This is a genomic window from Actinosynnema sp. NPDC091369 (assembly GCF_044757065.1).
Taxonomy (GTDB): Bacteria; Actinomycetota; Actinomycetes; order Mycobacteriales; family Pseudonocardiaceae; genus Actinosynnema.
The window spans coordinates 392,121-412,567 of the sequence record NZ_JBIVUG010000005.1 but is presented as its reverse complement, the minus strand read 5'-3'; the positions used below and the strand labels follow the sequence as shown (position 1 = coordinate 412,567).

The 20,447-nt window shown below is 73.8% G+C and carries 17 protein-coding genes and 1 pseudogene; 8 read left to right on the top strand and 10 right to left on the bottom strand.

The features are described 5' to 3' along the window. Nucleotides 1-48 precede the first annotated feature (48 nt). The gene (locus ACIQMJ_RS21795; RefSeq protein WP_499762824.1) at nt 49-645 is read right to left on the bottom strand and encodes a TetR/AcrR family transcriptional regulator; all 597 of its coding nucleotides are present in this window, start codon (nt 643-645) and stop codon (nt 49-51) included. An 80-nt stretch (nt 646-725) separates the two neighbouring features. Here ACIQMJ_RS21795 and ACIQMJ_RS21790 point away from each other — a divergent pair, with 80 nt between their 5' ends. Then, nucleotides 726-1,628, top strand: a complete 903-nt coding sequence (locus tag ACIQMJ_RS21790; RefSeq protein ID WP_499762823.1) for an SDR family NAD(P)-dependent oxidoreductase — start codon at nt 726-728, stop codon at nt 1,626-1,628. Here ACIQMJ_RS21790 and ACIQMJ_RS21785 read toward each other — a convergent pair. Continuing rightward, nucleotides 1,600-2,061 carry a cellulose binding domain-containing protein gene (locus ACIQMJ_RS21785; RefSeq protein WP_499763070.1) on the bottom strand — a complete coding sequence of 154 codons (462 nt, stop codon included), beginning with the start codon at nt 2,059-2,061 and terminating at the stop codon, nt 1,600-1,602. The genes ACIQMJ_RS21790 and ACIQMJ_RS21785 overlap by 29 nt on opposite strands. Continuing rightward, nucleotides 2,050-2,739: pseudogene (locus ACIQMJ_RS21780) on the bottom strand (GH12 family glycosyl hydrolase domain-containing protein); the annotation flags it as partial. The pseudogene ACIQMJ_RS21780 and the gene ACIQMJ_RS21785, both read right to left, overlap by 12 nt. 114 nt (nt 2,740-2,853) lie before the next feature. On the opposite strand from ACIQMJ_RS21780, the gene ACIQMJ_RS21775 reads away from it, so the two are divergent. Next, complete coding sequence (locus ACIQMJ_RS21775; RefSeq protein WP_499762822.1) at nt 2,854-4,953, top strand: glycosyl hydrolase; 2,100 nt, start codon at nt 2,854-2,856, stop codon at nt 4,951-4,953. Here the strand turns inward: ACIQMJ_RS21775 and ACIQMJ_RS21770 are convergent. Both ACIQMJ_RS21770 and ACIQMJ_RS21765 read right to left on the bottom strand, forming a co-directional pair. Continuing rightward, a complete protein-coding gene (locus ACIQMJ_RS21770; protein ID WP_499762821.1) occupies nt 4,943-7,039 on the bottom strand; it encodes a putative bifunctional diguanylate cyclase/phosphodiesterase in 2,097 nt (698 codons plus the stop codon). The genes ACIQMJ_RS21775 and ACIQMJ_RS21770 overlap by 11 nt on opposite strands. Next, complete coding sequence (locus ACIQMJ_RS21765; RefSeq protein ID WP_499762820.1) at nt 7,039-7,881, bottom strand: SAM-dependent methyltransferase; 843 nt, start codon at nt 7,879-7,881, stop codon at nt 7,039-7,041. Before ACIQMJ_RS21765 ends, ACIQMJ_RS21770 begins: the two co-directional genes overlap by 1 nt. A gap of 154 nt (nt 7,882-8,035) precedes the next feature. Between ACIQMJ_RS21765 and ACIQMJ_RS21760 the strand changes: the two genes are divergently transcribed. Both ACIQMJ_RS21760 and ACIQMJ_RS21755 read left to right on the top strand, forming a co-directional pair. Then, nucleotides 8,036-9,394, top strand: coding sequence for a cytochrome P450 (locus ACIQMJ_RS21760; protein WP_499762819.1), 1,359 nt, complete (start codon nt 8,036-8,038; stop codon nt 9,392-9,394). Nucleotides 9,395-9,412: 18 nt separating this feature from the next. Further along, nucleotides 9,413-10,411 carry an alpha/beta hydrolase gene (locus ACIQMJ_RS21755; protein ID WP_499762818.1) on the top strand — a complete coding sequence of 333 codons (999 nt, stop codon included), beginning with the start codon at nt 9,413-9,415 and terminating at the stop codon, nt 10,409-10,411. Between the two features lie 49 nt (nt 10,412-10,460). Here ACIQMJ_RS21755 and ACIQMJ_RS21750 read toward each other — a convergent pair whose 3' ends face one another. Further along, entirely contained in the window at nt 10,461-10,847 is a 387-nt protein-coding gene (locus ACIQMJ_RS21750) for an ATP-binding protein (RefSeq protein WP_499763069.1), read from the bottom strand. A gap of 139 nt (nt 10,848-10,986) precedes the next feature. On the opposite strand from ACIQMJ_RS21750, the gene ACIQMJ_RS21745 reads away from it, so the two are divergent. Then, nucleotides 10,987-11,817: an alpha/beta fold hydrolase gene (locus ACIQMJ_RS21745; RefSeq protein WP_499762817.1), complete on the top strand. Its 831-nt coding sequence runs from the start codon at nt 10,987-10,989 to the stop codon at nt 11,815-11,817. On the opposite strand, the gene ACIQMJ_RS21740 is transcribed toward ACIQMJ_RS21745, so the two are convergent. Next, nucleotides 11,771-14,629 (bottom strand): AAA domain-containing protein, encoded by a 2,859-nt coding sequence (locus ACIQMJ_RS21740; protein ID WP_499762816.1) that lies wholly within the window; start codon nt 14,627-14,629, stop codon nt 11,771-11,773. The genes ACIQMJ_RS21745 and ACIQMJ_RS21740 overlap by 47 nt on opposite strands. A 129-nt stretch (nt 14,630-14,758) precedes the next feature. Beyond that, nucleotides 14,759-15,289, bottom strand: coding sequence for a hypothetical protein (locus ACIQMJ_RS21735; protein WP_499762815.1), 531 nt, complete (start codon nt 15,287-15,289; stop codon nt 14,759-14,761). Nucleotides 15,290-15,657: 368 nt separating this feature from the next. Between ACIQMJ_RS21735 and ACIQMJ_RS21730 the strand changes: the two genes are divergently transcribed. Continuing rightward, nucleotides 15,658-17,151, top strand: coding sequence for a SulP family inorganic anion transporter (locus ACIQMJ_RS21730; RefSeq protein WP_499762814.1), 1,494 nt, complete (start codon nt 15,658-15,660; stop codon nt 17,149-17,151). Here ACIQMJ_RS21730 and ACIQMJ_RS21725 read toward each other — a convergent pair. Continuing rightward, nucleotides 17,137-18,081: a S41 family peptidase gene (locus ACIQMJ_RS21725; protein WP_499762813.1), complete on the bottom strand. Its 945-nt coding sequence runs from the start codon at nt 18,079-18,081 to the stop codon at nt 17,137-17,139. The genes ACIQMJ_RS21730 and ACIQMJ_RS21725 overlap by 15 nt on opposite strands. 56 nt (nt 18,082-18,137) lie before the next feature. Between ACIQMJ_RS21725 and ACIQMJ_RS21720 the strand changes: the two genes are divergently transcribed. Both ACIQMJ_RS21720 and ACIQMJ_RS21715 read left to right on the top strand, forming a co-directional pair. Next, nucleotides 18,138-18,623, top strand: coding sequence for an ArsR/SmtB family transcription factor (locus ACIQMJ_RS21720; protein WP_499762812.1), 486 nt, complete (start codon nt 18,138-18,140; stop codon nt 18,621-18,623). 60 nt (nt 18,624-18,683) lie between these two features. Then, nucleotides 18,684-19,505 carry a bifunctional DNA primase/polymerase gene (locus ACIQMJ_RS21715; RefSeq protein ID WP_499762811.1) on the top strand — a complete coding sequence of 274 codons (822 nt, stop codon included), beginning with the start codon at nt 18,684-18,686 and terminating at the stop codon, nt 19,503-19,505. Here ACIQMJ_RS21715 and ligD read toward each other — a convergent pair. Then, nucleotides 19,502-20,446, bottom strand: coding sequence for a non-homologous end-joining DNA ligase (gene ligD / locus ACIQMJ_RS21710; RefSeq protein ID WP_499762810.1), 945 nt, complete (start codon nt 20,444-20,446; stop codon nt 19,502-19,504). The two genes, ACIQMJ_RS21715 and ligD, sit on opposite strands and share 4 nt — an antisense overlap. Nucleotide 20,447 lies beyond the last annotated feature (1 nt).

Sequence of the window (20,447 nt, the reverse complement as noted above, 5' to 3'; positions counted from 1 at the left end):
GGGAAACCTAACCCATCACCCCGACACAAACCCCCCAAACCGCCCCGGTCACCCCACCCCCGACCCGCCCAACTCGCCCAACCGCTCAAACGCGGCATCCACCGCCCCGGCCAACTCCGCCGGATCCCCATCTGCCAACGCGTTCCCCGCCGCGTAACAAGCCAACGCGATCTGCGGCGCCAACACCGCGACCTCCGCCGACGCCCCCCGCTCCACCAGCGTCGCCCGCAGCACCTCCCCGAGCCGGGCGAACTTCCGCCCCGCCCGGTCCCGCAACTCCGGGTTCTCCCGCAGCAACCGCTCGTGCGCCCGGTAGTGCTCACCGTCCGCCGTCAGCTCCCGGCACAACCCCACCGCGACCTCGCGCAACTGCGCCACCGCACCCGCGAGGTCGGTCACCGGCGGCAGCGCCCGGTGCCGCTCCGTCAACCCCTCCACGATCGCCTGCTCATCGGAGAAGACGACTTCCTGCTTGTCGCCGAAGTACCGGAAGAACGTCGTCCGCCCCACCTCGGCCCGTTCGGCGATGTCGGTGACCGTCACCGCCGCGAACCCGCGCTCGGCGAACAGCTCGAACGCCGCCTCCACGATTTGCTCCCGCGCTCGCTGCTGCTTGCGCTCCCGCAGCGGCACCCGTTCCGACATGCCCTGAGCATAGCGCCCCGGCACGAAGTCCTATACGGTACTGAGTACCACTTCGAACTCAATACCACCCGGAGGCGCCCGTGAGCACGACCCGCACGACCTTGATGACAGGCGCGAGCCGAGGTCTCGGCCGCCACGCCGCCGAACACCTGCTGCGCCACCACCCCGACCGCCACCTGCTGGTCTTCAACCGCCGTCCGGGCCTCGCCGCCGAACTGGCCGCGAGCACCGGCAACCGCAACGTCTCCGAGGTGATCTGCGACCTGGCCTCGTTCGACGACATCCGCCGCGCCGCCGCCGAGGTGGACCGGCCGCTGGACGGCTTCCTGGGCAACGCGGGCCTCCAGATGGCGACCACCCGCAAGCTGACCGCCGACGGCGTCGAGATGACGTTCGGCGTGAACGTGCTGGCCTACCACCTGCTGCTGAACCTGCTCCGACCCCGCTTCACGAACCCGGCGCGGATCATCGTCGTCGGCAGCGACGTGCACGACAGCGCGCACAACAGCATGGGCCTGATCCCGCCACCGCGCTGGGACGACCCGCGCGAGCTGGCCAAGCCGGGGGAGGGCACCCCGAAAGCGGGCCGGCGCGCGTACGCCACCAGCAAGCTCGGCGTGATCTACCTCGTCCACGCCCTCCAACGCCGCCTGCCCGACGGCGTGGACGTCTACTCCTACAACCCGGGCCTGGTGCCCGACACGGAACTGTCGCGCGACGCCGGCCGGTTCGGTCGGACCGCGTTCCGCGCCATCGGCAGAGCGCTCGTCTCCCTCCCGGTCGCGACCACCGCCGCCAAGGCGGGTCGACTGCTGGCGGAGACGATGACGGGCCCCCGCCCCGGCGACAGCGGTTCCTACATCAGCCGGGGCGAGGTGATCCCGTCCTCTCCGGAGTCCTACGACGAGCAGCGCGAGGAGGAGCTGTGGGCCGCCGCCACCGCGCTCACCGGCCTCAGCCGCACGCCACACCGTTCAGCGTGAACCCACCGGGTGCGGCCGACGACGAACCACTCGCCTGATACCCGACCGTCACGCTCTGCCCGGGCGCGAGGTTCGGCGCCCAAGTCGGCGCGACCGCCGTGACGGTCGACCCGCTCTGGCTCACCGTCGCGTTCCACCCGCTGGTCACCGTCACCCCGGACGGCGCGGTCCAGGTGGCACGCCAGTTCGACACCTGCCCCGACCCGGTGTTCGTGATCGTCGCCTCCGCCGTGAACCCGCTGTTCCACGAGTTCGTGACCCGGTGCGTCGCCCTGCACGCCCCCGGTCCGTTGTTCTGCGACGTCGTCGTGGTCGTCGTTCCGGTCGTGGTCGTCGACGTGTTCGTGCCACCCGACGCGCTGAACCCGAACGAGTTCACCGCCAACCCGGGCCCGCCCTGCCACGGCTCGAACCCGAACTGCGCGCTCGTCATGTACCAGGAGCTCTGCACCTGACCACGCCGCACCGCGTCGTTGGTGAACTCGGCCAGGTTGAGGTTCAACGAGTTCGTCGTCTGCTGGCGCACGTACGAGATGACGTTCCACCCGACGTTGCCGATCCACACGTCCCACGTGGCGCCCGCCAGCGACGCCGTCCCGACCTTGCTGCCGATCGGCTGCGGCGGCCCCTAATGGCTGCCCCAGATCATCAGCTCCGCCGCGTTCTGCCCGGCCTGGTTCGGGTTCGGGTCGTACCACAGGTCGTACGACGCGTTCCAGTACCCGTTCGCCGTCGTGTAGCTGACGTTGCTCGACACCGTGCCCATCCGGCTGACCTGCAGCGGCAGCCCGCTGCCGGACGAGCAGTTGCCGTAGTGGCAGCCCGCGTAGATCGACGGGTAGCCGGCCGGCGCGCCGTTCGTCGGCACGTTGTGGCTGCCCGCGGTGATGGTGAAGCCGGTGTCGGAGACGCTGATGCACTGACCGTCGCTCGCGCCCCACTCGTTGTTCTGGACGACGTACCGACCGCCCTGGATCTTCGTGGAGCCGTACTTCTCGCAGATGGTGGTCGCGGCGGAGGCTTGCGGCGGGCTGACGGCGACCGCCGGCCCGGCCACCACCCCGGCGACGGCCAGTCCCAGCGCGGCCAATCGGGGAACTCGTGGATGCATCGACGAACAACTCCTTTGTTGATCGTGTCGTGCGGCCTATGCTCCTGGGAGCGCTCCCAGAAACGTGGGACGAGGCTAGCGCCCAGACCAACGACGGTGAAGGGACCACTCGACGTGAGGTTGTTGCTGCTCGTCCCGCTGCTGACCCTGGCCCTCGCCCCACCGCCCACCGCCGCCGCTCACCCCACCGCCACATCCACCACCGCAGCCGACCGGATCGAGGCCGAAACCGGCACCCTCACCGGCACCGCCGTCGAGACGTCCGTCGAGGGCTTCTCCGGCACCGGCTACGTGACCGGGTTCGACGAGCCCACCGACAGCTTGACCATCACGATCCCCGACAGCCCCGGCGGCCTGCACGACCTCACCGTCCGCTACGCCGCCCCCTACGGCCCCAAGCACACCGCCGTCACCCTCAACGGCACCTCCGTCGGCGAGGTCGCGCTGGCCGAGAGCGCCACCTTCACCGAGGCCACCGGCGCGAAGCTGGTGCTGGCCGAGGGCGACAACACGCTCACCTTCACCACCGCCTGGGGCTGGTACCTGATCGACGCGATCGAGGTGACCCCCAGCGCGCCTCCCGCGCCGGGCGTCCACGAAGCCGAGGACGGCGTGCTCAACGGCACCGCGGTCGAGTCGAGCGTCGCGGGCTTCTCCGGCCGCGGCTACGTGGCGGGCTTCGACACCGGCACGGACAGCGTCACCATCACCATCCCGGACAGCCCTGGCGGCCTGCACGACCTCACCATCCTGTACGCCACCCCGTACGGCCCGAAGACGGCCTCCCTCTCGCTCAACGGCACGGGCCTGGGCGACGTCCAGTTCCCCGAGCACCCCACCTTCACCTCCATCCCGGCGGGCAAGGTCCTGCTGGTCCCCGGCGACAACACGATCACCGTCACCAACAACTGGGGCTGGTACCTGATCGACGCGATCAAGGTGACCCCCAGCGCGCCGCGCGGCCCCCACCAGGTCACCGGCGCGCTCACCGACCCGGCCGCCACCGCCGAGGCCAAGGGCCTGATGCGCTACCTGGCCGACAACTACGGCACCACCACCCTGTCCGGCCAGCAGGACCAGGCGAGCATCGACTGGGTCGAGCAGAACACCGGCAAGGCCCCGGCCATCGGCGGCTACGACCTGATGGACTACTCGCCCAGCCGGGTCGAGCGCGGCACCGCGGGCCGCGACGTCGACCACGCCCTGGCCTACGACCGGCGCGGCGGCATCGTCACCCTGGCCTGGCACTGGAACGCGCCGTCCGGCCTGATCGACCAGCCGGGCAAGGAGTGGTGGCGCGGCTTCTACACCGACGCGACGACCTTCGACCTCGCCGCCGCGCTCGCCGACCCGACCTCGACCGACTACCGGCTGCTCATCCGCGACATGGACGCCATCGCGGTGCAGCTCGAGCGCCTGGCCGACGCCAACGTCCCGGTGCTGTGGCGACCGCTGCACGAAGCCGAGGGCGGCTGGTTCTGGTGGGGCGCGAAGGGCCCCGAACCCGCCAAGCGGCTCTACCGGCTCCTGCACGACCGCCTGGTCGGCCACCACGGCCTGCACAACCTGATCTGGGTCTGGAACTCCGTCTCACCCGACTGGTACCCCGGTGACGACGTGGTCGACGTGGTCGGCATGGACTCCTACCCGCCGCAGGGCGACCACGGCCCGGTCATCGGGCCCTACGAGCGCCTGGTGGCCCTGGGCGGTGACAGGAAGCTGGTCGCGCTGGGCGAGGTCGGCTCCATCCCGGACCCGGACCTGGTCCGCGCCTACGAGGCCCGCTGGTCCTGGTTCGTCACCTGGTCCGGCTCGTTCATCCAGGACGGCGTGGTCAACCCGCGCGACTTCGTGCAGCGCGTCTACGACCACGCCGACGTCGTCACGCTCGACGAGTTGCCCGACTTCAAGAAGACCCCGGGTGACTGCACCGCGACCATGCGCGTGGTGGCGCAGTGGGGCACCGGCTACCACGTCGAGATCACCCTGCGGCACCGGGAGAACTCGCCGTCCGCGGGCTGGCAGGTGACGTGGCCGTTCGCGGACGGTCAGGTCCGGCACGCCTGGGGCGCGACCATCACCACCGACGGCACGACCGCGACGGCGAAGAACGTCCCGTGGAACGCGGCCGTCAAGCCGGGGGAGAGCACCACCTTCGGCTACCTCGCCAGTGGCTCCCCGACAGCGCCTGCCTTGACTTGCGCTATCGGGTGATCACGTCCGGTGGACCGGCGGGAGCGAACAGGGGACCGGACGCGGTGTCCGCACCCACCTCCCGCCACCACCGGGCTTGTTCCCGTGTCGTGACGCCGGCAGCGGTCAACCCGATGCCGGCGTCACGCACCACGCCCAGCACGCCGGCCAACGCCCGCGCCACCGCCGACCCCGGCCGCGCCGCAGGCGACTGGGTCACCCGCACCGCCCGCACCGGCACGCCGTCGAGCAGCCGCACCAGGTCGTCCGGCGCGGCGGTGAAGTCCTCCACCTCGATCCCGACCCGGTCCTCGGCCAGGTACTTCAGTTTGTCGGCCGCGTCGCCGCGCTCCCCGAACAGCGCCTGACGGGGCACACCCAGCCGCAGCGACGCCGTCGGCAGCCCCCTGTCGGACAACGCCTCGCGCACCACGCCGTGCAGGTCCGGGTCCGCCGCCTGGCTCGGCGTCAACGCCCACCGCACCGGCAGGTCGCGGCCCGCCTCCCGCCACGACCGGGCCTGCTCGCACGCCGCCCGCAGCGCCCACGCGCCCAGCGGCACGACCAGCCCGGTGTCCTCGGCCAGTGCCAGGCACTGCTCGTGCGGCAGCGCGCCCAACGTCGGGTGGTCCCACCGCAGCACCGCCTCGGCCGACTCCGCCCGACCGTCCGCGAGCCGCACCACCGGCCGGTACAGCACCCGGATCTCGCCGTTCTCCCACGCGCCCGGCATGGTCGCGGCCAGGCTGAACGCGCGCCGGTCGCGGCCGTCCTGCGCCCGGTCCGACAGCTCCCACTGCCTGCGCCCGTTGCCCCTGGCCCGCCGCAGCGTCAGGTCGGCCGAGTCGAGCAGGTCCGACGGCGTCGCGTCGCGCGGCGGCCGGTGCACCACGCCGATCGTCGCCGACACCGCCACCCGCTCGCCGTCGGCGTGGAACGGCGCGGCCAGCAGGTCGTTGATCCGCCGGACCAGGGTGATTACGTCGGGCGTGGCCGGGGAGTTCTCGACCAGGATCGCGAACTCGTCGTGCCCGAACCGGGCCACCATCGCGTTCTCCTCGGCCATCACCGCCTCCAGCCGGCCGGCCACGACCTTGAGCACGTGGTCGCCTGCCGCGCGGCCCAGGCCGCCGGTGATGCGGGAGAACCCGTCGAGGTCGAGGTGGAACACGCTGACGCCGGCACCGGGCTCGGCCGTGCGCAGCGCCTGCTCCAGCCGGCTGGTGAAGTACTGGCGGTTGGGCAGCCGCGTGAGCACGTCGTGCAGCGCCTGGTGGTTGAGCTGGCCCTGCAGCAGGTTGACGTCGGTCGCGTCCTCGGCGAGCACGATCACCTGGGGTCGACCTTCGAGCCGGCGCAGCGGCGACAGGGTGAGCACCACCCAGGCCGGTTCGCCGTCGGCGCGCAGCAGTTGGCGCGGCTGCGTGGTCGACCCCGTGCCTCCGTCGACCAGCCGCGCGAAGTCCGCCCGCAACGCCACCCTCTCGTCGGGGTGCGCCAGGTCGAACAACGACGACCCGGCCAGGTCCTCGGGCGTGCGGTCCACGATCCGGGCCAGCGCGGCGTTCGACCGCACCAGCCCGCCGTGCTCGTCGGCCGTCGCGATGCCGGTCGACAGGTGGTGCTCCAGCAGCTCGAACCTGGCCTCGCTGTACTGGAGCTCCACCTGCGCCTCGCGCATGGCCTTGTACAGCGAGCGGCCCAGCTGCTCCTGCTGCGCCAGCACGGACGCGCGGGCCCGGTCGGCGAACCCGGCGGCGAGCGAGGCGACCACGTCGACCACGCGTTCGCGCAGCTTGTCCGGCGGCACGAGGGCGGGCATGCCCAACAGGCCCTTGCCCACGACCTCCAACGACACCTGCAACGCCTCGGCCGTGGTGCAGTTCAGGCCGACCAGCGCTTCACCGACCTCGCGGCCCGCGCGCTGCGCCAGCGCCTCGGTCGCCACCCCGGCGCACAGCCGCTCGACCAGGCCGAGCAGCTGCCGTTCCAGCTCGGTGCCGGCCAGCGGCACGAACGTGCGGGAGCTGAGCAGGTAGGCCCACTTCTTGGCGAGCTTGGTGCGGGCCCGCACCCCGTCCGCGTCCTGGGGGAGCGCAGCGGTCATCAACGGCCTCCGGTCACCGGCTCGCGACCCGGCTTCCGGCCCACGCCGGCCCACACCTGGGTGTTGTCCTCCGCCTGGTCGGCGATGTCGCCCGCGCCGCCGGGATGCCACAGCGCGTGCCCCACCACGCCCGGCGGCACCAGCTCGTAGCCGTCGAACAGCTCGGTCACCTCCGCGCGCGTGCGGTACACGAGGTTGTCCTTCGACCTGCTCTCCCGCACGGTGTCCGCGGCGCGGCGCATGGTGTCGGCGCGGTCGTCGGCGGTGGCGTGCGAGATCACCACGAAGCTGCCCGGCGCCAGCCGGTCGCGGTAGCGGGCCAGCAACCTGCCCGGCTCCCCCTCCGGCCGGACGAAGTGCACGACCAGCAGCAGCAGCAACCCGACCGGCTCGTCGAAGTCCAGCAGCCGGCTCACCTCGGGTCGGCTCAGCACGTCGTCCGGCTCGCGCAGGTCCGCCTGCACCGCCGTGCAGTCCGGGTCGTCGGCCAGCAGCAGGCGGCCGTGCGCGGTGGCCACCGGGTCCTTGTCGACGTAGACCACCCGGCAGCCCGGCGCCACCTCCTGCGCGATCTCGTGCACGGCACCCGCGGTCGGGATGCCCGAGCCGATGTCGAGGAACTGCCGCACCCCGCGCTCGGCCAGGTGGGTGACCGCTCGGCGGAGGAACGACCGGTTCAGCCGGACCAGGTCGCGCGCGCCGGGCAGGACCTGGAGCATCGCCTCGCCCATGGCCCGGTCGACAGCGAGGTTGTGCGCGCCGCCGAGCAGGTAGTCGTAGGTCCGGGCCACGCTCGGCACGGTGGTGTCGATGCCTTCGGGCACCCAGTCCAAGTCGCTCATCGGGGGCGCTCCGGGTCTTTTCGCGGATTCGGGTTCGGGGACGGGCGGACCAGGACATCCAACCGCCTGGGCGGCGCCGGCACCAGCGGATCGGACAACTTAACTCCAATGCGCGATCCCATCCGGCTCCGAATGGCGCATAGAGTGCACGCCGATGACTCGCCGTTCGAAAGCCGGGCACACCGGGAAAGTCGAGCCGCCCACGGTTCCCGGGCGATTACCGCTGCTCGGCCACACCGCGGCCTTGTTGCGCCACCGGCTGGCCTTTACCGCTGACCTGCGGGAACACGGCCCGGTCGTGCTCCTGCGCCTGGGTTCGCTGCCGCTGCACTTCGTCACCACCGCCGAATTGGCGCACCAAGTGCTCACCGGCGAGACGGACAAGTTCGACAAGGGCATCTTCGTCGACAAACTGCGCCGCGCGTTCGGGAACGGGCTGGTCAGCACCAACGGCGATTTCTACCGCCGGCAGCGCCGGATGATCCAACCCGCGTTCCACCGCCGTCCGCTCACCCGCTATTCGGAGACGATGACCGCGCTGTCCGCGGACTTGGCGAATTCCTGGCGGGATGGACAAACCCTGCGCCTGGACCGGGTGATGCAGGACCTGGCGATCACCGTGGTCGGCCGCACGCTGTTCTCCGCCGACTTCGGGCCGGCGGTGAGCGCGGAGATCCGGGCGCACACGCCGACGTTGATCCGGCTCGGCGTGGTCCGCGCGCTGTCGCCCGCCGCGCTGGAGAAGCTGCCGATCCCGGCGAACCGCCGCTTCGACCGGGCGGTCGCGCACGTGCACCGGGTCGTGGACGACGTGGTCGACTCCTCCCGCGGCGACCGGGACGACCTGCTGTCGGTGCTGCTGAACGCGCGCGACCAGGACACCGGCGCGGCCATGGACCGGCAGCAGGTGCGCGACGAGGTCGTCACCCTGCTCACCGCGGGCACCGAGACGACCGGCATCGCGCTGTCCTGGCTGTTCCACGAGCTGGCCCGCAACCCGGAGGTGGAACGGCGGGTGCACGCCGAGGTGGACGACGTGCTCGACGGCCGTGCCGCCACCGTCGAGGACCTGCGCCGACTGCCGTACCTGCACCGCGTGATCAGCGAGGTGCTGCGCCGCTACCCGCTGTGGCTGGTGCTGCGGCGCACCAACACGTCGGTGTCGCTGGGCGACGTGCGGGTGCCGGCGGGCACGGAGGTCGGGTTCAGCCCGCACGCGCTGCACCACGACCCGCGCTACTACGACGACCCGGCCCGCTTCGACCCCGACCGCTGGCTGCCCGACCGCGCCGCCGCCCTGCCCACGGGCGCGTACGTGCCGTTCGCCGGCGGCCTGCACCACTGCCCCGGGCACGCGTTCGCGCACATCGAGATCGCGATCGTGGCGGCCACCCTGGCCGCCCGCTGGCGGCTCGTGCCGGTGCCGGGCGTCACCGTCCGACCGAAGGTGATCGGCCTGCTCTACCCGAACCGGCTGCCGATGACCGCCCGCTCCCGCCGGTGCACCGCCTGACGATGGAGGTCGTCCTTCTTGCGCAACCCACTCGCCGCCGGGGTGGTGGCGCTGCTGCTGGCGTCGCTGACGCCCGCGCCCGCCTCGGCCGCCGCCCCGCGCCGTGACGTCGACGCGCCGGTGACCGTCCTCGGCCACACCGAGGTCGTGCACGGCACGCTGTGCGTCCCGGCGCCCGGCGCCACCACCGTCCAGCTGCTCGTCCCCGGCTCGACCTACAACAGCTCCTACTGGGACTTCCCCGACGGCAGGCACTCGTTCCGCGCCGCGCAGAACGCCGCCGGGATCGCCACCTTCGCCGTCGACCGGCTCGGCACCGGTCGCAGCTCGAAGCCGCTCGCCGTGGCGCTGACCGCGTTCGTCCAGGCCGACGCCCTGCACCAGGTGGTGCGGGGGTTGCGGTCGGGGGAGTACGGGCCGCGGTTCAGCCGGGTCGTCATCGGCGGCCACTCGCTCGGCGCGGCGATCAGCGCGGTCGAGGCGGCCACCTACCGGGACGTGGACGGCGTGCTGCTGACCGGCATGACGCACCGGGTGAACCCGGTCGGCGTGGCCGCGGCGTTCGCGAACTTCCGCCCGGCCAACCTGGACCCGAAGTTCGGCCTGCTGTACCCGCCGGGCTACCTGACCACCGCTCCCGGCACCCGGTACGCGAGCTTCCACGCGCCGGGCCCGCTCGTGCCGGACGTGGCGGAGCTGGAGGAGGCCACGAAGGACGTGGTCTCGCCGACCGAGGCGGCCGACGGGCTCGGCGTGGCCGTGCTGCTGCCGTACACGCTGCTGATCGACGTGCCGGTGATGACCGCGGTCGGTTCCCGGGACGGCGCGGTGTGCGGTCCGCTCGCCACCGACTGCTCGACGGCGCAGACCCTGCACGCGGCCGAGTCGCCGTACTTCGGCGGCCCGCTGCGGGCTTACGCGCTGCCCGACTACGGCCACTCGATCAACCTCGCGCCCAACGCGCGGGACTACTACTCGGCGGTCTCCTCCTGGGTTTCGCAGGAGGTGGACCGCTGACCGGTGGTGCGGGGTCCGCACGCGCCGCGGACCCCGCACCACCGCGGCGTCACCTGGCCGGCACCTCGGCCCACACCACCTTGCGGTCCCCGTGGTGGTCGAACCCCCAGTGCACGGACAGCCGGTTGACCAGCAGCAGCCCGCTGCCCGCGGTGGGGTCGTCCGGCCGGCCGAGCACGGGCAGCAGGCTGGGGCTGCGGTCCTCCACCTCGACCCGCAGCACGTGCCGCTCGTGCACCCGCGTCAACCGCATCCGCCACGGCCCTTCGGCGTGCTGCCTGGCGTTGCCGACCAGTTCGGCGGCGATCAGCGCGAGGTCGGTGACGCTGCGCTCGTCCACCTCGTAGCCGACCTGCCGCACCAGGCCGGCGATGTCTTCGGGTGTTCGGACACCGCCCAGCGCCAGGTCCAGCCCGTCGTCAGGCAGGTCCACCATGTTCACGGCACGCTCCTTCGGCACCCTGTTGGCTCAAGGCGCAGCCACGAGGTAACCGTTCGGCGGACGCGCCAAACCACGATTTCGATCTCTTTTTCGCCGGCCTCGACGCGACCCCGCCCGCTGTTAGGCTCCGCCCGTGGTGACGGAGATCGACATCCGCCTGGACGACGGCAGCACGCTGCACGCCTACGACGCCGTCGAGGGCGACCTGGCCGTCCTCTGGCACCACGGCACGCCGAACATCGGCGCGCCTCCCGCACCGCTCTTCCCCGCCGCGCGACGGCTCGGCCTGCGCTGGGTGTCCTACGACCGGCCCGGTTACGGCGGGTCGACACCGCGGCCCGGCCGGGACGTCGCCTCCGCCGCCACCTGCGCCGCCGCCGTCGCCGACGCGGTGGGGATCGACCGGTTCGCGGTGTTCGGCCACTCCGGTGGCGGGCCGCACGCCCTCGCCTGCGGCGCGTTGCTGCGGGACCGGGTGCTCGGCGTGGTCAGCGTCGCCGGGCTCGCGCCCTTCGCGGCGGACGGGCTCGACTGGTTCGCGGGCATGGCGGCGTCCGGCGTGGCGTCGCTGCGCGCGGCCCAGGCGGGACGGGCGGTGAAGGAGCGGTTCGAGGCGTCGGGCGTGGTGTACGACCCGGAGTTCACCGAGGCGGACCTCGCCGCCCTGGAGGGCGACTGGTCGTGGTTCACCGAGGTCGTCGGCCCGGCGGTGCAGGCGGGACCGGCCGCGTTGATCGACGACGACCTGGCCTACGTCTCCCCGTGGGGTTTCGACCCCGCCGACGTGACCGCGCCGGTGCTGCTGCTGCACGGTGGACGTGACCGCGTCGTGCCCAGCTCGCACGCCGAGTGGCTGGCCGGCCGGTGCCCGGCGGCGGAGTTGCGGCTGTCGCCGGACGACGGCCACCTCTCCATCGTCACCTCGGCTCCGTCGGCTCTGGAGTGGCTGCGCGCACGGGCGTGACCGCCGCGGCACCGATGGTCCGCGGCGCGAGTTCCTGCGCCAGCTCGACCGCGGCCCGCGCCGGGTCGTGGCCGAAGCGGCTCGGGAACGCGTCGTGCACCCGCCAGCCCGCGCCGCGCAGGGCGCGCCACCGGGCCAGGTGCGCCGCCGCGCCCTCCGGGTGCGGTCGGGTGTCCACGGCGACCGCCGACGCGCGGTCGCCCACCACCAGGTCGACCCGCCACCGGCCGACCGGGTAGCCGGTGCGCGGCGTCAGGTCGAGCGCCGTCAGCTCGGCCGCCAGCCGGGCGGTCCACTCGTCGGACGGCACGCAGCCCTCCGTCTCGGTCGGCGGCACCTCCGCGTGCCGCAGGTAGTCCCCGACGAGCCCGACCGGTCCGGCGGCCGACGTGATCACGTGCACCAGGCGCCGCGCCCTCGTCGTCAGCACGGCCAGCAGGTTGGGGTCGTTGGCGAAGCGCCAGGCGGCGGGCCGGTCGGCGTCGGTGAGCGCCAGGCTGATCACGACCTCGTCGAACTCCGAGCCCTGGACGCCGTGCACGGTGCCCACGCGCACCCCACCCGTGGTGATCTCGTCCAGGCTCAGCCGGTCGAGCAGGGCCTGCTCCAACGCGTCGGCCTGCGCCCGGAACGGCGTCACGACGCCGATCGAGCGGACCCCCGCGGCGATCCGGCGGCGCAGGTGGGCGAGCACGGCGTCCACCTCGACCTCGTTCACGCCCTTGTCGTCGCGCGTGCCTTCGACGTTCTCGACGTCGATGCAGTCGACGTCCGCGATCGACGGGTGCGTGGTGAGCAGCGAGATCCGACCCTCGTAGAACCGGGTCGCGGCGAACCCGATCAGGTGCGGCGCGCAGCGGTGGTGCTCGGTGAGCCAGTGCACGCCGGCCGCCGCCGCGCCCGCGTCGAACAGGCTGACCTTCGGCACGTCCAGCCGGTCCGCCAGCGCCGTCGTGCCCTCCGCGGTCACCGCCTCGCGCACGGCCTGCTCGCCGACGAACGACACGTGCCGCAGCTGGCGCGGGTCGCCGCCGATCACGACCCGCCTGCCGCGCAGCAGCGCGGGCGCGGCCAGCGGCTGGTCGACGTGGCTCGCCTCGTCGATCACCACCAGGTCGAACACGCCCGGCACGGCGGGCAGGATGTCCTCGACGTCGGCCAGCGTGCCCACCCACAGCGGCAGGGCCTGCACCAGGTGCTCGGCGGAGACGTCGCTCAACGCCCGCCGTCGCGCCGCCCGGCCCGACCGCAGCGCCGTCGCCAACGCGGCCACCGCCCGCCGCGGGCCCGCGCCGCGCCGGCTGACCGCCAGCACCGCCAGCCACGCGGCGGTCGCGGCGTGCCCGCGCGCGTCCTCCTCGGCGAGCAGGCCGCGCAACGCCTCCAGCGCCGTGCCGCCGTTCGCGGCGACCCGCACCTGGGCGGCGGACTGCTCGGCCGCCCGCACCGCCGCTTCCAGGTCCGCCACGTCCACGTCGTCCGCCGCGCCGGTCAGCTTGCGCGCCGACCGCAGGGCCCACCGCGTGCGCACCCCGCCGAGCACGCCGTGACGCGGGCGCAGCAGCCCGTGCAGCCGCTCGAAGTCCGCGCCGTCGTCGAACGCGCGCGGCGCGACCGCGCGGTGGGCGGGCATCAACGCCTCGAACCGCACCGCCGCCTCGACCAGCTCCTCGTCCCGCAACGCCGCCCCGACCGCGCGCTCGACCCGAGCCACCGCCGCGACGGCGCTCCGCCGGGTCCGGTCGAGCCGGTCCAACTCGCCCTTGGCGCTGGTGGCGGCCAGCCCGGTGCTCAGCTCCCGGGCCATGTCCCGGCGCAGCTCGGAGTCGCCGAACAGGACCGGCACCGGGCCGCCGGCGCGCCGCAACGCCTCGCCGAGCACGTCGGCGGCGTTGCGCGTCCGGCTGGCCAGCAGCACCGAGCGACCCGACGCCACCGCGTCCAGCGCGATCGCGGCCAGCGTGTGCGTCTTGCCGCTGCCCGGCGGCCCGCCCACCACGGTCACCGGCGCGGTGCGGGCCGCCACCACCGCCGCCCGCTGGCTCGGGCTCAACGGCACCGCGCCGTGCACCACCTCGTCGACCGCCGGCTCCGCCGCGTCCTCGACCGCCGCGTCCTCCGCCGACGAGTACAGCCCGGACAACGCGGTCGCCTCCACACCGGACCGGCGGGCCCACGCGTAGAGCGCCGCGCCGCGCTCGGTGCTGACCACCGGCTCGCCCGCGTGCAGCCCGGCCCCGGCCACCACGACCAGCTCGTCACCGCCGATCAGCGCGCGCGGGTCCCGCTCGGGCCCGAGCACCGGCACGTCGGCGAACCCGCTCGCGGCCAGCGTCGCCCCGATCCACTCCCGGCCCCTGGCCAGCCGGGTCTCCAGCTCCGCGGCCCGGGACCAGTCGGCCAGCAGCGGGAACATCGCCACGTCGCCGGCGACGTGGAACACGTAGCCGCGCCCCGAGGGGTGCAGCCGGACCGGCCGTGACACCAGCGGCAGGCACACCCGCCGGCGCTGGCCGTTCACCGTCGCCGGTCCGCACAGGAACGCCCACCCCAGCCGCAGCAGCCGGTCTTCCTGGTGCAGCGCGTCGAACGACGCCAGCCGGTCGACGGCCTCGCGTTGGCCGTGGCGCGGCGTCCACGACACCGGTGTCCAGGCCGGTGGCTCCAGCTCCTGGGTCAGGGTCCGCCAGGCGGGCTCGTCGGCACCCAGCCACACCAGCCCGGCCGTCCTGGTCAGGTCGAGCTGCACCCGCTGCGGCTGCTCGGACGCGCTGAGCCGGGCCAGCGTGCGCAGCACTGCGGGAACGGTCACGGGGAAATCCTGCCATCCGGGTCCGACAGCGGACCGGGGATCGCGCGCACCCGGTGCACCGCGAGGAACGCGGCGACGCCGAACGGCCGCTCGCCGGGCGGGCACACCTCGCGCCGCCCGCCCGCGACCTCAGGCGCGGCCGTAGAGGCCGGGGTAGCCGGCACCGGCGAAGTGGTCGGTGAACGGGCGGATCGCGGTGGTGAGCCGGATCAGCGCGCCGTCGCGTTCCAGCGCCTGCTGGATCACCGGCCGGTGCCCGGGGTGCGCACCGAGCACCACGATCACCTCGGCGACGTGCTCGGCCTTCACCGCCTCGCCGATCGGGGCCAGGCACTCGCGCACGGCCAGCGCGTCGGTGCGGGCGATGCGGCGGCCCAGGCCCGCCATCCGGGCCGGGGCGGCGGCCGGCGCCGCGGTGAAGCCGACCACCGCGACCTCGTCCCGGGCCAGGTCGCCGAAGTCGGCGAGCAGCGCCAACGACAGCATCTCGTACCCCGTGCGGAGCCGTTCGGCGCCGATCGAGCGGGGGTCGACGCGGAACGCCCGCACCAACCGCTCGGCCGCCGCCACCACGTCCCGCCGCCGGACGACGCCGTCGGCGTTGGAGTCGAACATCCGCAGCCGGCGCGCGAATCGCCCGACGAGGTCACCGTCCTGCATGAGGAACCTCAATGCGCTGCATGGCGCCCCCTGCGACCGATGTTATCGGCCGTGGACCGCCGCTCTCACTGCCCGAAGGGATGAACGCCGTCGCACCTCGTGATCCCCTCCCGGGGTTCGCCGAGCGCGGGCGGGGTAGGATTTCCGCCGGTGGTGCGGCTCGGCCGCCCCCGCGACCGGTGTCGACGACGTCCCGGCGGCAGATCCCCTCCTTCCGGACAGGAGACGACGCGTGCCCGTCCCGCCTCGTGCCCTGTCCTGCCCGCCGTAGCGGGCCGTTCCCCCTCAGCTCCCCGAACCGCCGCGGCACGCCCGGCGGCCCCACGCCCGCGCGCCCGAACGGCGTGCCCGACCACGACAGGGTGGTTGTGAACCCCTCCGCACCGACCACGGCACCACGCCCGACCTGGCCGACGCTGCGCGCGTTGCGCGACCCCAAGACCCTGCGCACCGAGGTGCTGGCGGGCCTGGTGGTGGCGTTGGCGCTGATCCCCGAGGCGATCTCGTTCTCGATCATCGCCGGGGTCGCGCCCAGCGTCGGCCTGTTCGCCTCGTTCACCATGGCCGTGGTCATCTCGGTGGTCGGCGGGCGGCCGGCGATGATCTCCGCCGCCACCGGCGCGGTCGCGCTTGTGGTCGCGCCGCTCGTGCGCGAGCACGGCCTGGGCCACCTGCTCGCGGCCGTCATCCTCGGCGGGCTGGTCCAGGTGGCGCTCGGCGCGCTCGGGGTGGCCGGGCTGATGCGGTTCGTGCCGCGCTCGGTGATGGTCGGGTTCGTCAACGCGCTGGCGATCCTGATCTTCCTCGCGCAGGTCCCGGAGCTGGTCGACGTGCCGTGGGCGGTCTACCCGCTGGTGGTCGGCGGGCTGGTGCTGATGGTGCTGTTCCCGCGGCTGTCCAAGGTGGTGCCCGCGCCGCTGGTGTCGATCGTGGCGCTGACCGCGCTGACGGTGGGCGCGGGCATCGCCGTGCCCACCGTGGGCGACCGGGGCGAGCTGCCGTCGTCGCTGCCGACGCCCGGCCTGCCGGACGTGCCGCTCACGCCGGAGACGCTGCGGGTGGTCGCGCCCTACGCGGTGGCGTTGGCGCTGGTCGGGCTCATGGAGTCGCTGATGACGGCGAAGCTGGTGGACGACCTCACCGACACCGGCTCGGACAAGCGGCGCGAGTCGATCGGCCAGGGCGTGGCCAACGTGGTGACCGGGTTCTTCGGCGGCATGGGCGGCTGCGCGATGATCGGCCAGACCATGATCAACCTCAAGAACGGCGCGCGCACCCGGCTGTCGACGTTCCTGGCGGGCGCGTTCCTGATGGTGCTGTGCGTGGCGTTCGGGCCGGTCGTGTCGCAGATCCCGATGGCGGCGCTGGTCGCGGTGATGGTGCTGGTGTCGTTCGCGACCTTCGACTGGCACTCGGTCGCGCCCGCCACCCTGCGCCGGATGCCCGCCGGCGAGATCGGCGTCATGGTCGTCACGGTCGCCGTCGTGGTGGCCACGCACAACCTGGCGATCGGCGTCGTGGTCGGCTCCGTCGCCGCCCTGGCGGTGTTCGCGCGCCGGGTCGCCCGCGTGGCCACCGTGGAGGCGCGCGGCGACGGCGACCGGGTCGTCTACACGGTGACCGGCGAGCTGTTCTTCGCCTCCACCAACGACCTGGCGCACCGGTTCGACTACGCGGGCGACCCGGACCGGGTGGTCATCGACCTGTCGGCCGCGCACGTCTGGGACGCCTCGTCGGTCGCCGCGCTGGACGCGGTCACGGCCAAGTACGCCGACCGGGGCAAGACCGTCGAGATCACCGGCCTCAACCCGCACAGCGCGCGGCTGCACGGCACCCTCACCGGCCGGCTAAGCGCTCCCTGAGCGGGCGGCGCGCACCTCGGCGAGCGCGGGCGAGTCGCCGCCGCGGCGGTCGAGCTCGGCCAACGCCTCGCGGTGCGCGCGGTCCAGGGCGTCCGCGGCGGGCACGGCGATGTCCGGCGTCACGCCGACCAGCTCCCAGTTCGTGCCGGACACGGGGTTGACCGCCCGCGCGGTCGGGATGGTCGCCTCCAGGTGCGGGTGCACGGTGAAGCCGCGCCGCGGGTGCGCGCCACCGCCCGTGCGCTCGCCGACGACGGTCGCCCGGCCGAGCTGCTGCAGGTCGTAGGCCAGCTCCTCGGCGCCGGAGAACGTCTTGCCGCTGGTCAGCACGTACACCGGTTTCGTGCCGCCGAACCGCCGGCCCGGCACGTGCGCCTGGCTCCAGAACTGCCGGGACACCTCGCCGCTCCGGTCGTGCATGGTGTTGAGGTGCGTCGCCTCGTCCAGCAGGTAGCCGCACACCAGCGCGACGGTCTGCGGGTCGCCGCCGGTGTTCGCGCGCAGGTCGATGATCAAGGCGTCGCCGCGCGACGCCAGGGTGAACGCGGCGGTGATGCCCTCGGCCGCCCACTCGACCGGGAACAGCGACGGCGCGAGCTCCAGGTGCACCACGTTGCCCGCCAGCCTGCGCAGCTGCGGCACGCCGCCCAGGGACAGCTCGAACGACCGGCCGACCTCCTGCATCAGCGCCGAGTCGTCGCCCTCGGGCACCCGGTCTGGGTGGAACTTCAGCCGCAGGTGCCGGTCGCCGTTGACCGACTGGAGGTCGGCGGTGACCGCGGCGCCCAGCTCCTCCGGCGTGGCCACGTCGTACGCGCCGGCGGCCAGCCGCGCGGCGAGCAGCGCGTCCAGCTTCTCGGCCACGTCGGCGAAGACGTAGTGCTCGACCAGCAGCGCGCGGGTGCGGTCGACGACCGCCGCGATGTCCATGCCCGCAGTAGAGCAGCGGCGTTGCCAAAGCGTCAAGAGAAACAGACACTTGGCGGGTGGAGGAGATCCTGGAGGTCGGGTCGCCCGCGCAGTACAAGGCGCTGGCGCACCCGCTGCGGCAGCGCCTGCTGTTCGCGCTCGGCCGTGCGCCCGCGACGACCAGCCAGCTCGCCGTGGCGCTGGGCGCGCAGAAGGGCAACGTCGGCCACCACCTGAAGGTGTTGCGCGAGGCGGGGCTGGTGCGGGTCGCGGAGACGCGGCGGGTGCGCGGCGGCACGGAGCAGTACTACCAGCGCACGTTCCGCCGCCTCTCGGTGCCGGGACCGGCGGCCGAGCACGCGGAGGCGTTGTTCGGCGCGGTCGCGGAGGAGCTGCGGCGGTCGCCGGAGGAGCCCGTGCTGGTGTCGCGCCACCTCCGGCTCACCGAGGACGGCGCGCGGGAGCTGGGCGAGACGTTGCGCCGGCTGGTGGACCAGGCGCGGGACGCGGGAGGTGACGAAGCCGTGCACGGCGTCCTGGTGGCCCTGTACCGGCAGACCTGACCCCGGCACACTGGACCTCGGCGGCGCTTCCCCCGTTGCCCGACATCAGGGGGAACGAGCATGACCAGGTACCGGGCGGCGCTGGCCGCCGCCGCACGAGGCTGGCCGGTGGTCCCGTTGCGCCCGCACGGCAAGCAGCCCGCGCTGCGCGGCTGGGACGACGAGGCGACCCTGGACCGCGACCGGATCCGGCACTGGTGGTCGCGCCGGGCCTACAACGTCGGCATCTCCTGCGGTCCCGCCGGGCTGCTGGTGGTCGACATCGACGTGCCGCACGGCCGCGAGGCGTTCGCCCGCCGCGCCTGGCAGCACGGCGAGGACGACCCGCGCGACACCTACACGGTGGTGACGCCCAGCGGGGGAGAGCACCGCTACTTCCGGGCGCCCGACGTGCCGCTGGGCAACAGCGTGGGCCGGATCGCGCCGCACGTGGACACGCGCGGCGTCGGCGGGTACGTGGTCGCCGCCGGTTCCGCGCTGGGGCGCGACCGCTACCGGGTGGTGCGGGACGCGCCGGTCGCGCCCGCGCCCGAGTGGCTGGTCGCCGTGCTGACCCCGGAGCCGCCGGAGGACCTGCCGATCCCGACCCAGCGGCCCTCGCCGCGCCGGGTCGACGCCTACCGCGCCGCCGTGGTGGAGGGAGAGGCGGACCGCGTCCGCGACGCCCGGCCGGGCACGCGCGCGCACGTCGTGTTCACCGCCGCGTGCCGCCTCGGCGAGCTGGTCGGCGCGGGCTGGCTGGACGAGGGCACCGCGATGGCCGTGCTGCTGACCGCCGCCTCGCACCACGACGGCGTCGACGGCTGGACCGCGCGGGAGGCGCTGCGGCACGTCGAGAACGGCCTCGCCCTGGGCCGGCGGCGACCGCGCGTGCTGCGCTAGGGCTCGGGCACGTCCACCCCGTCGCGGTCGGCCCGCTCCAGCAGCGGCTCCAGCGAGAACACCGCGTCGTCGATCCCGGCGTGCAGGTCGCCCAGCTCGGCGAACCGGGCGGGCACGGTGGCGATGGTGAAGTCGCGCGGGTCCAGCGAGTCGATCTCGTCCCACCGCACCGGCGTGGACACCGTCGCCTCCGGCACGCCCCGCACCGAGTAGGCGGAGGCGATCGTGTGGTCGCGCGCGTTCTGGTTGTAGTCGACGAACAGGCTGCGCGGGTCGCGGTCGCGTCGCCACCACGCCGTGGTCACGTCGTCGGGCGCGCGCCGCTCCACCTCGCGGGCGAACGCCAGCGCCGCCCGCCGCACGTCGGCGAAACCCCACTCGGGCTTGATCCGCACGTAGATGTGCAGCCCGGACCCGCCGGACGTCTTCGGCCAGCCCACCGCGCCCAGCTCGTCGAGCACCTCGTGCGCCACGTGCGCGACCCGCCGGACCCGGTCGAACGGGCAGTCCGGCATCGGGTCGAGGTCGATGCGCCACTCGTCGGGCTTCTCGGTGTCGGCGCTGCGCGAGTTCCACGGGTGGAACTCCACCGTCGACATCTGCACCGCCCACACCACGTCCGCCACGTGCGTCACGCAGAGCTCGTCGGCGTGCCGGTCGTACCGCGGGAAGTGCACCCGCACGGTCCGCACCCACGGCGGCGCGCCGCTCGGCAGCCGCTTCTGGTGGACCTTCTCGCCCGCCACCCCGGACGGGAAGCGGTGCATCATGCACGGCCGCTCGCGCAGCGCGCGCACGATCCCCTCGCCGACCGACAGGTAGTAGTGGGCGAGGTCCAGCTTGGTCTCCCCGCGCGCGGGGAAGTAGACGCGATCCGGGTTCGAGATCCGCACGACGCGGTCCCCGACCTCCAGCTCCACCGAAGGCACCTTTCCGGCCATG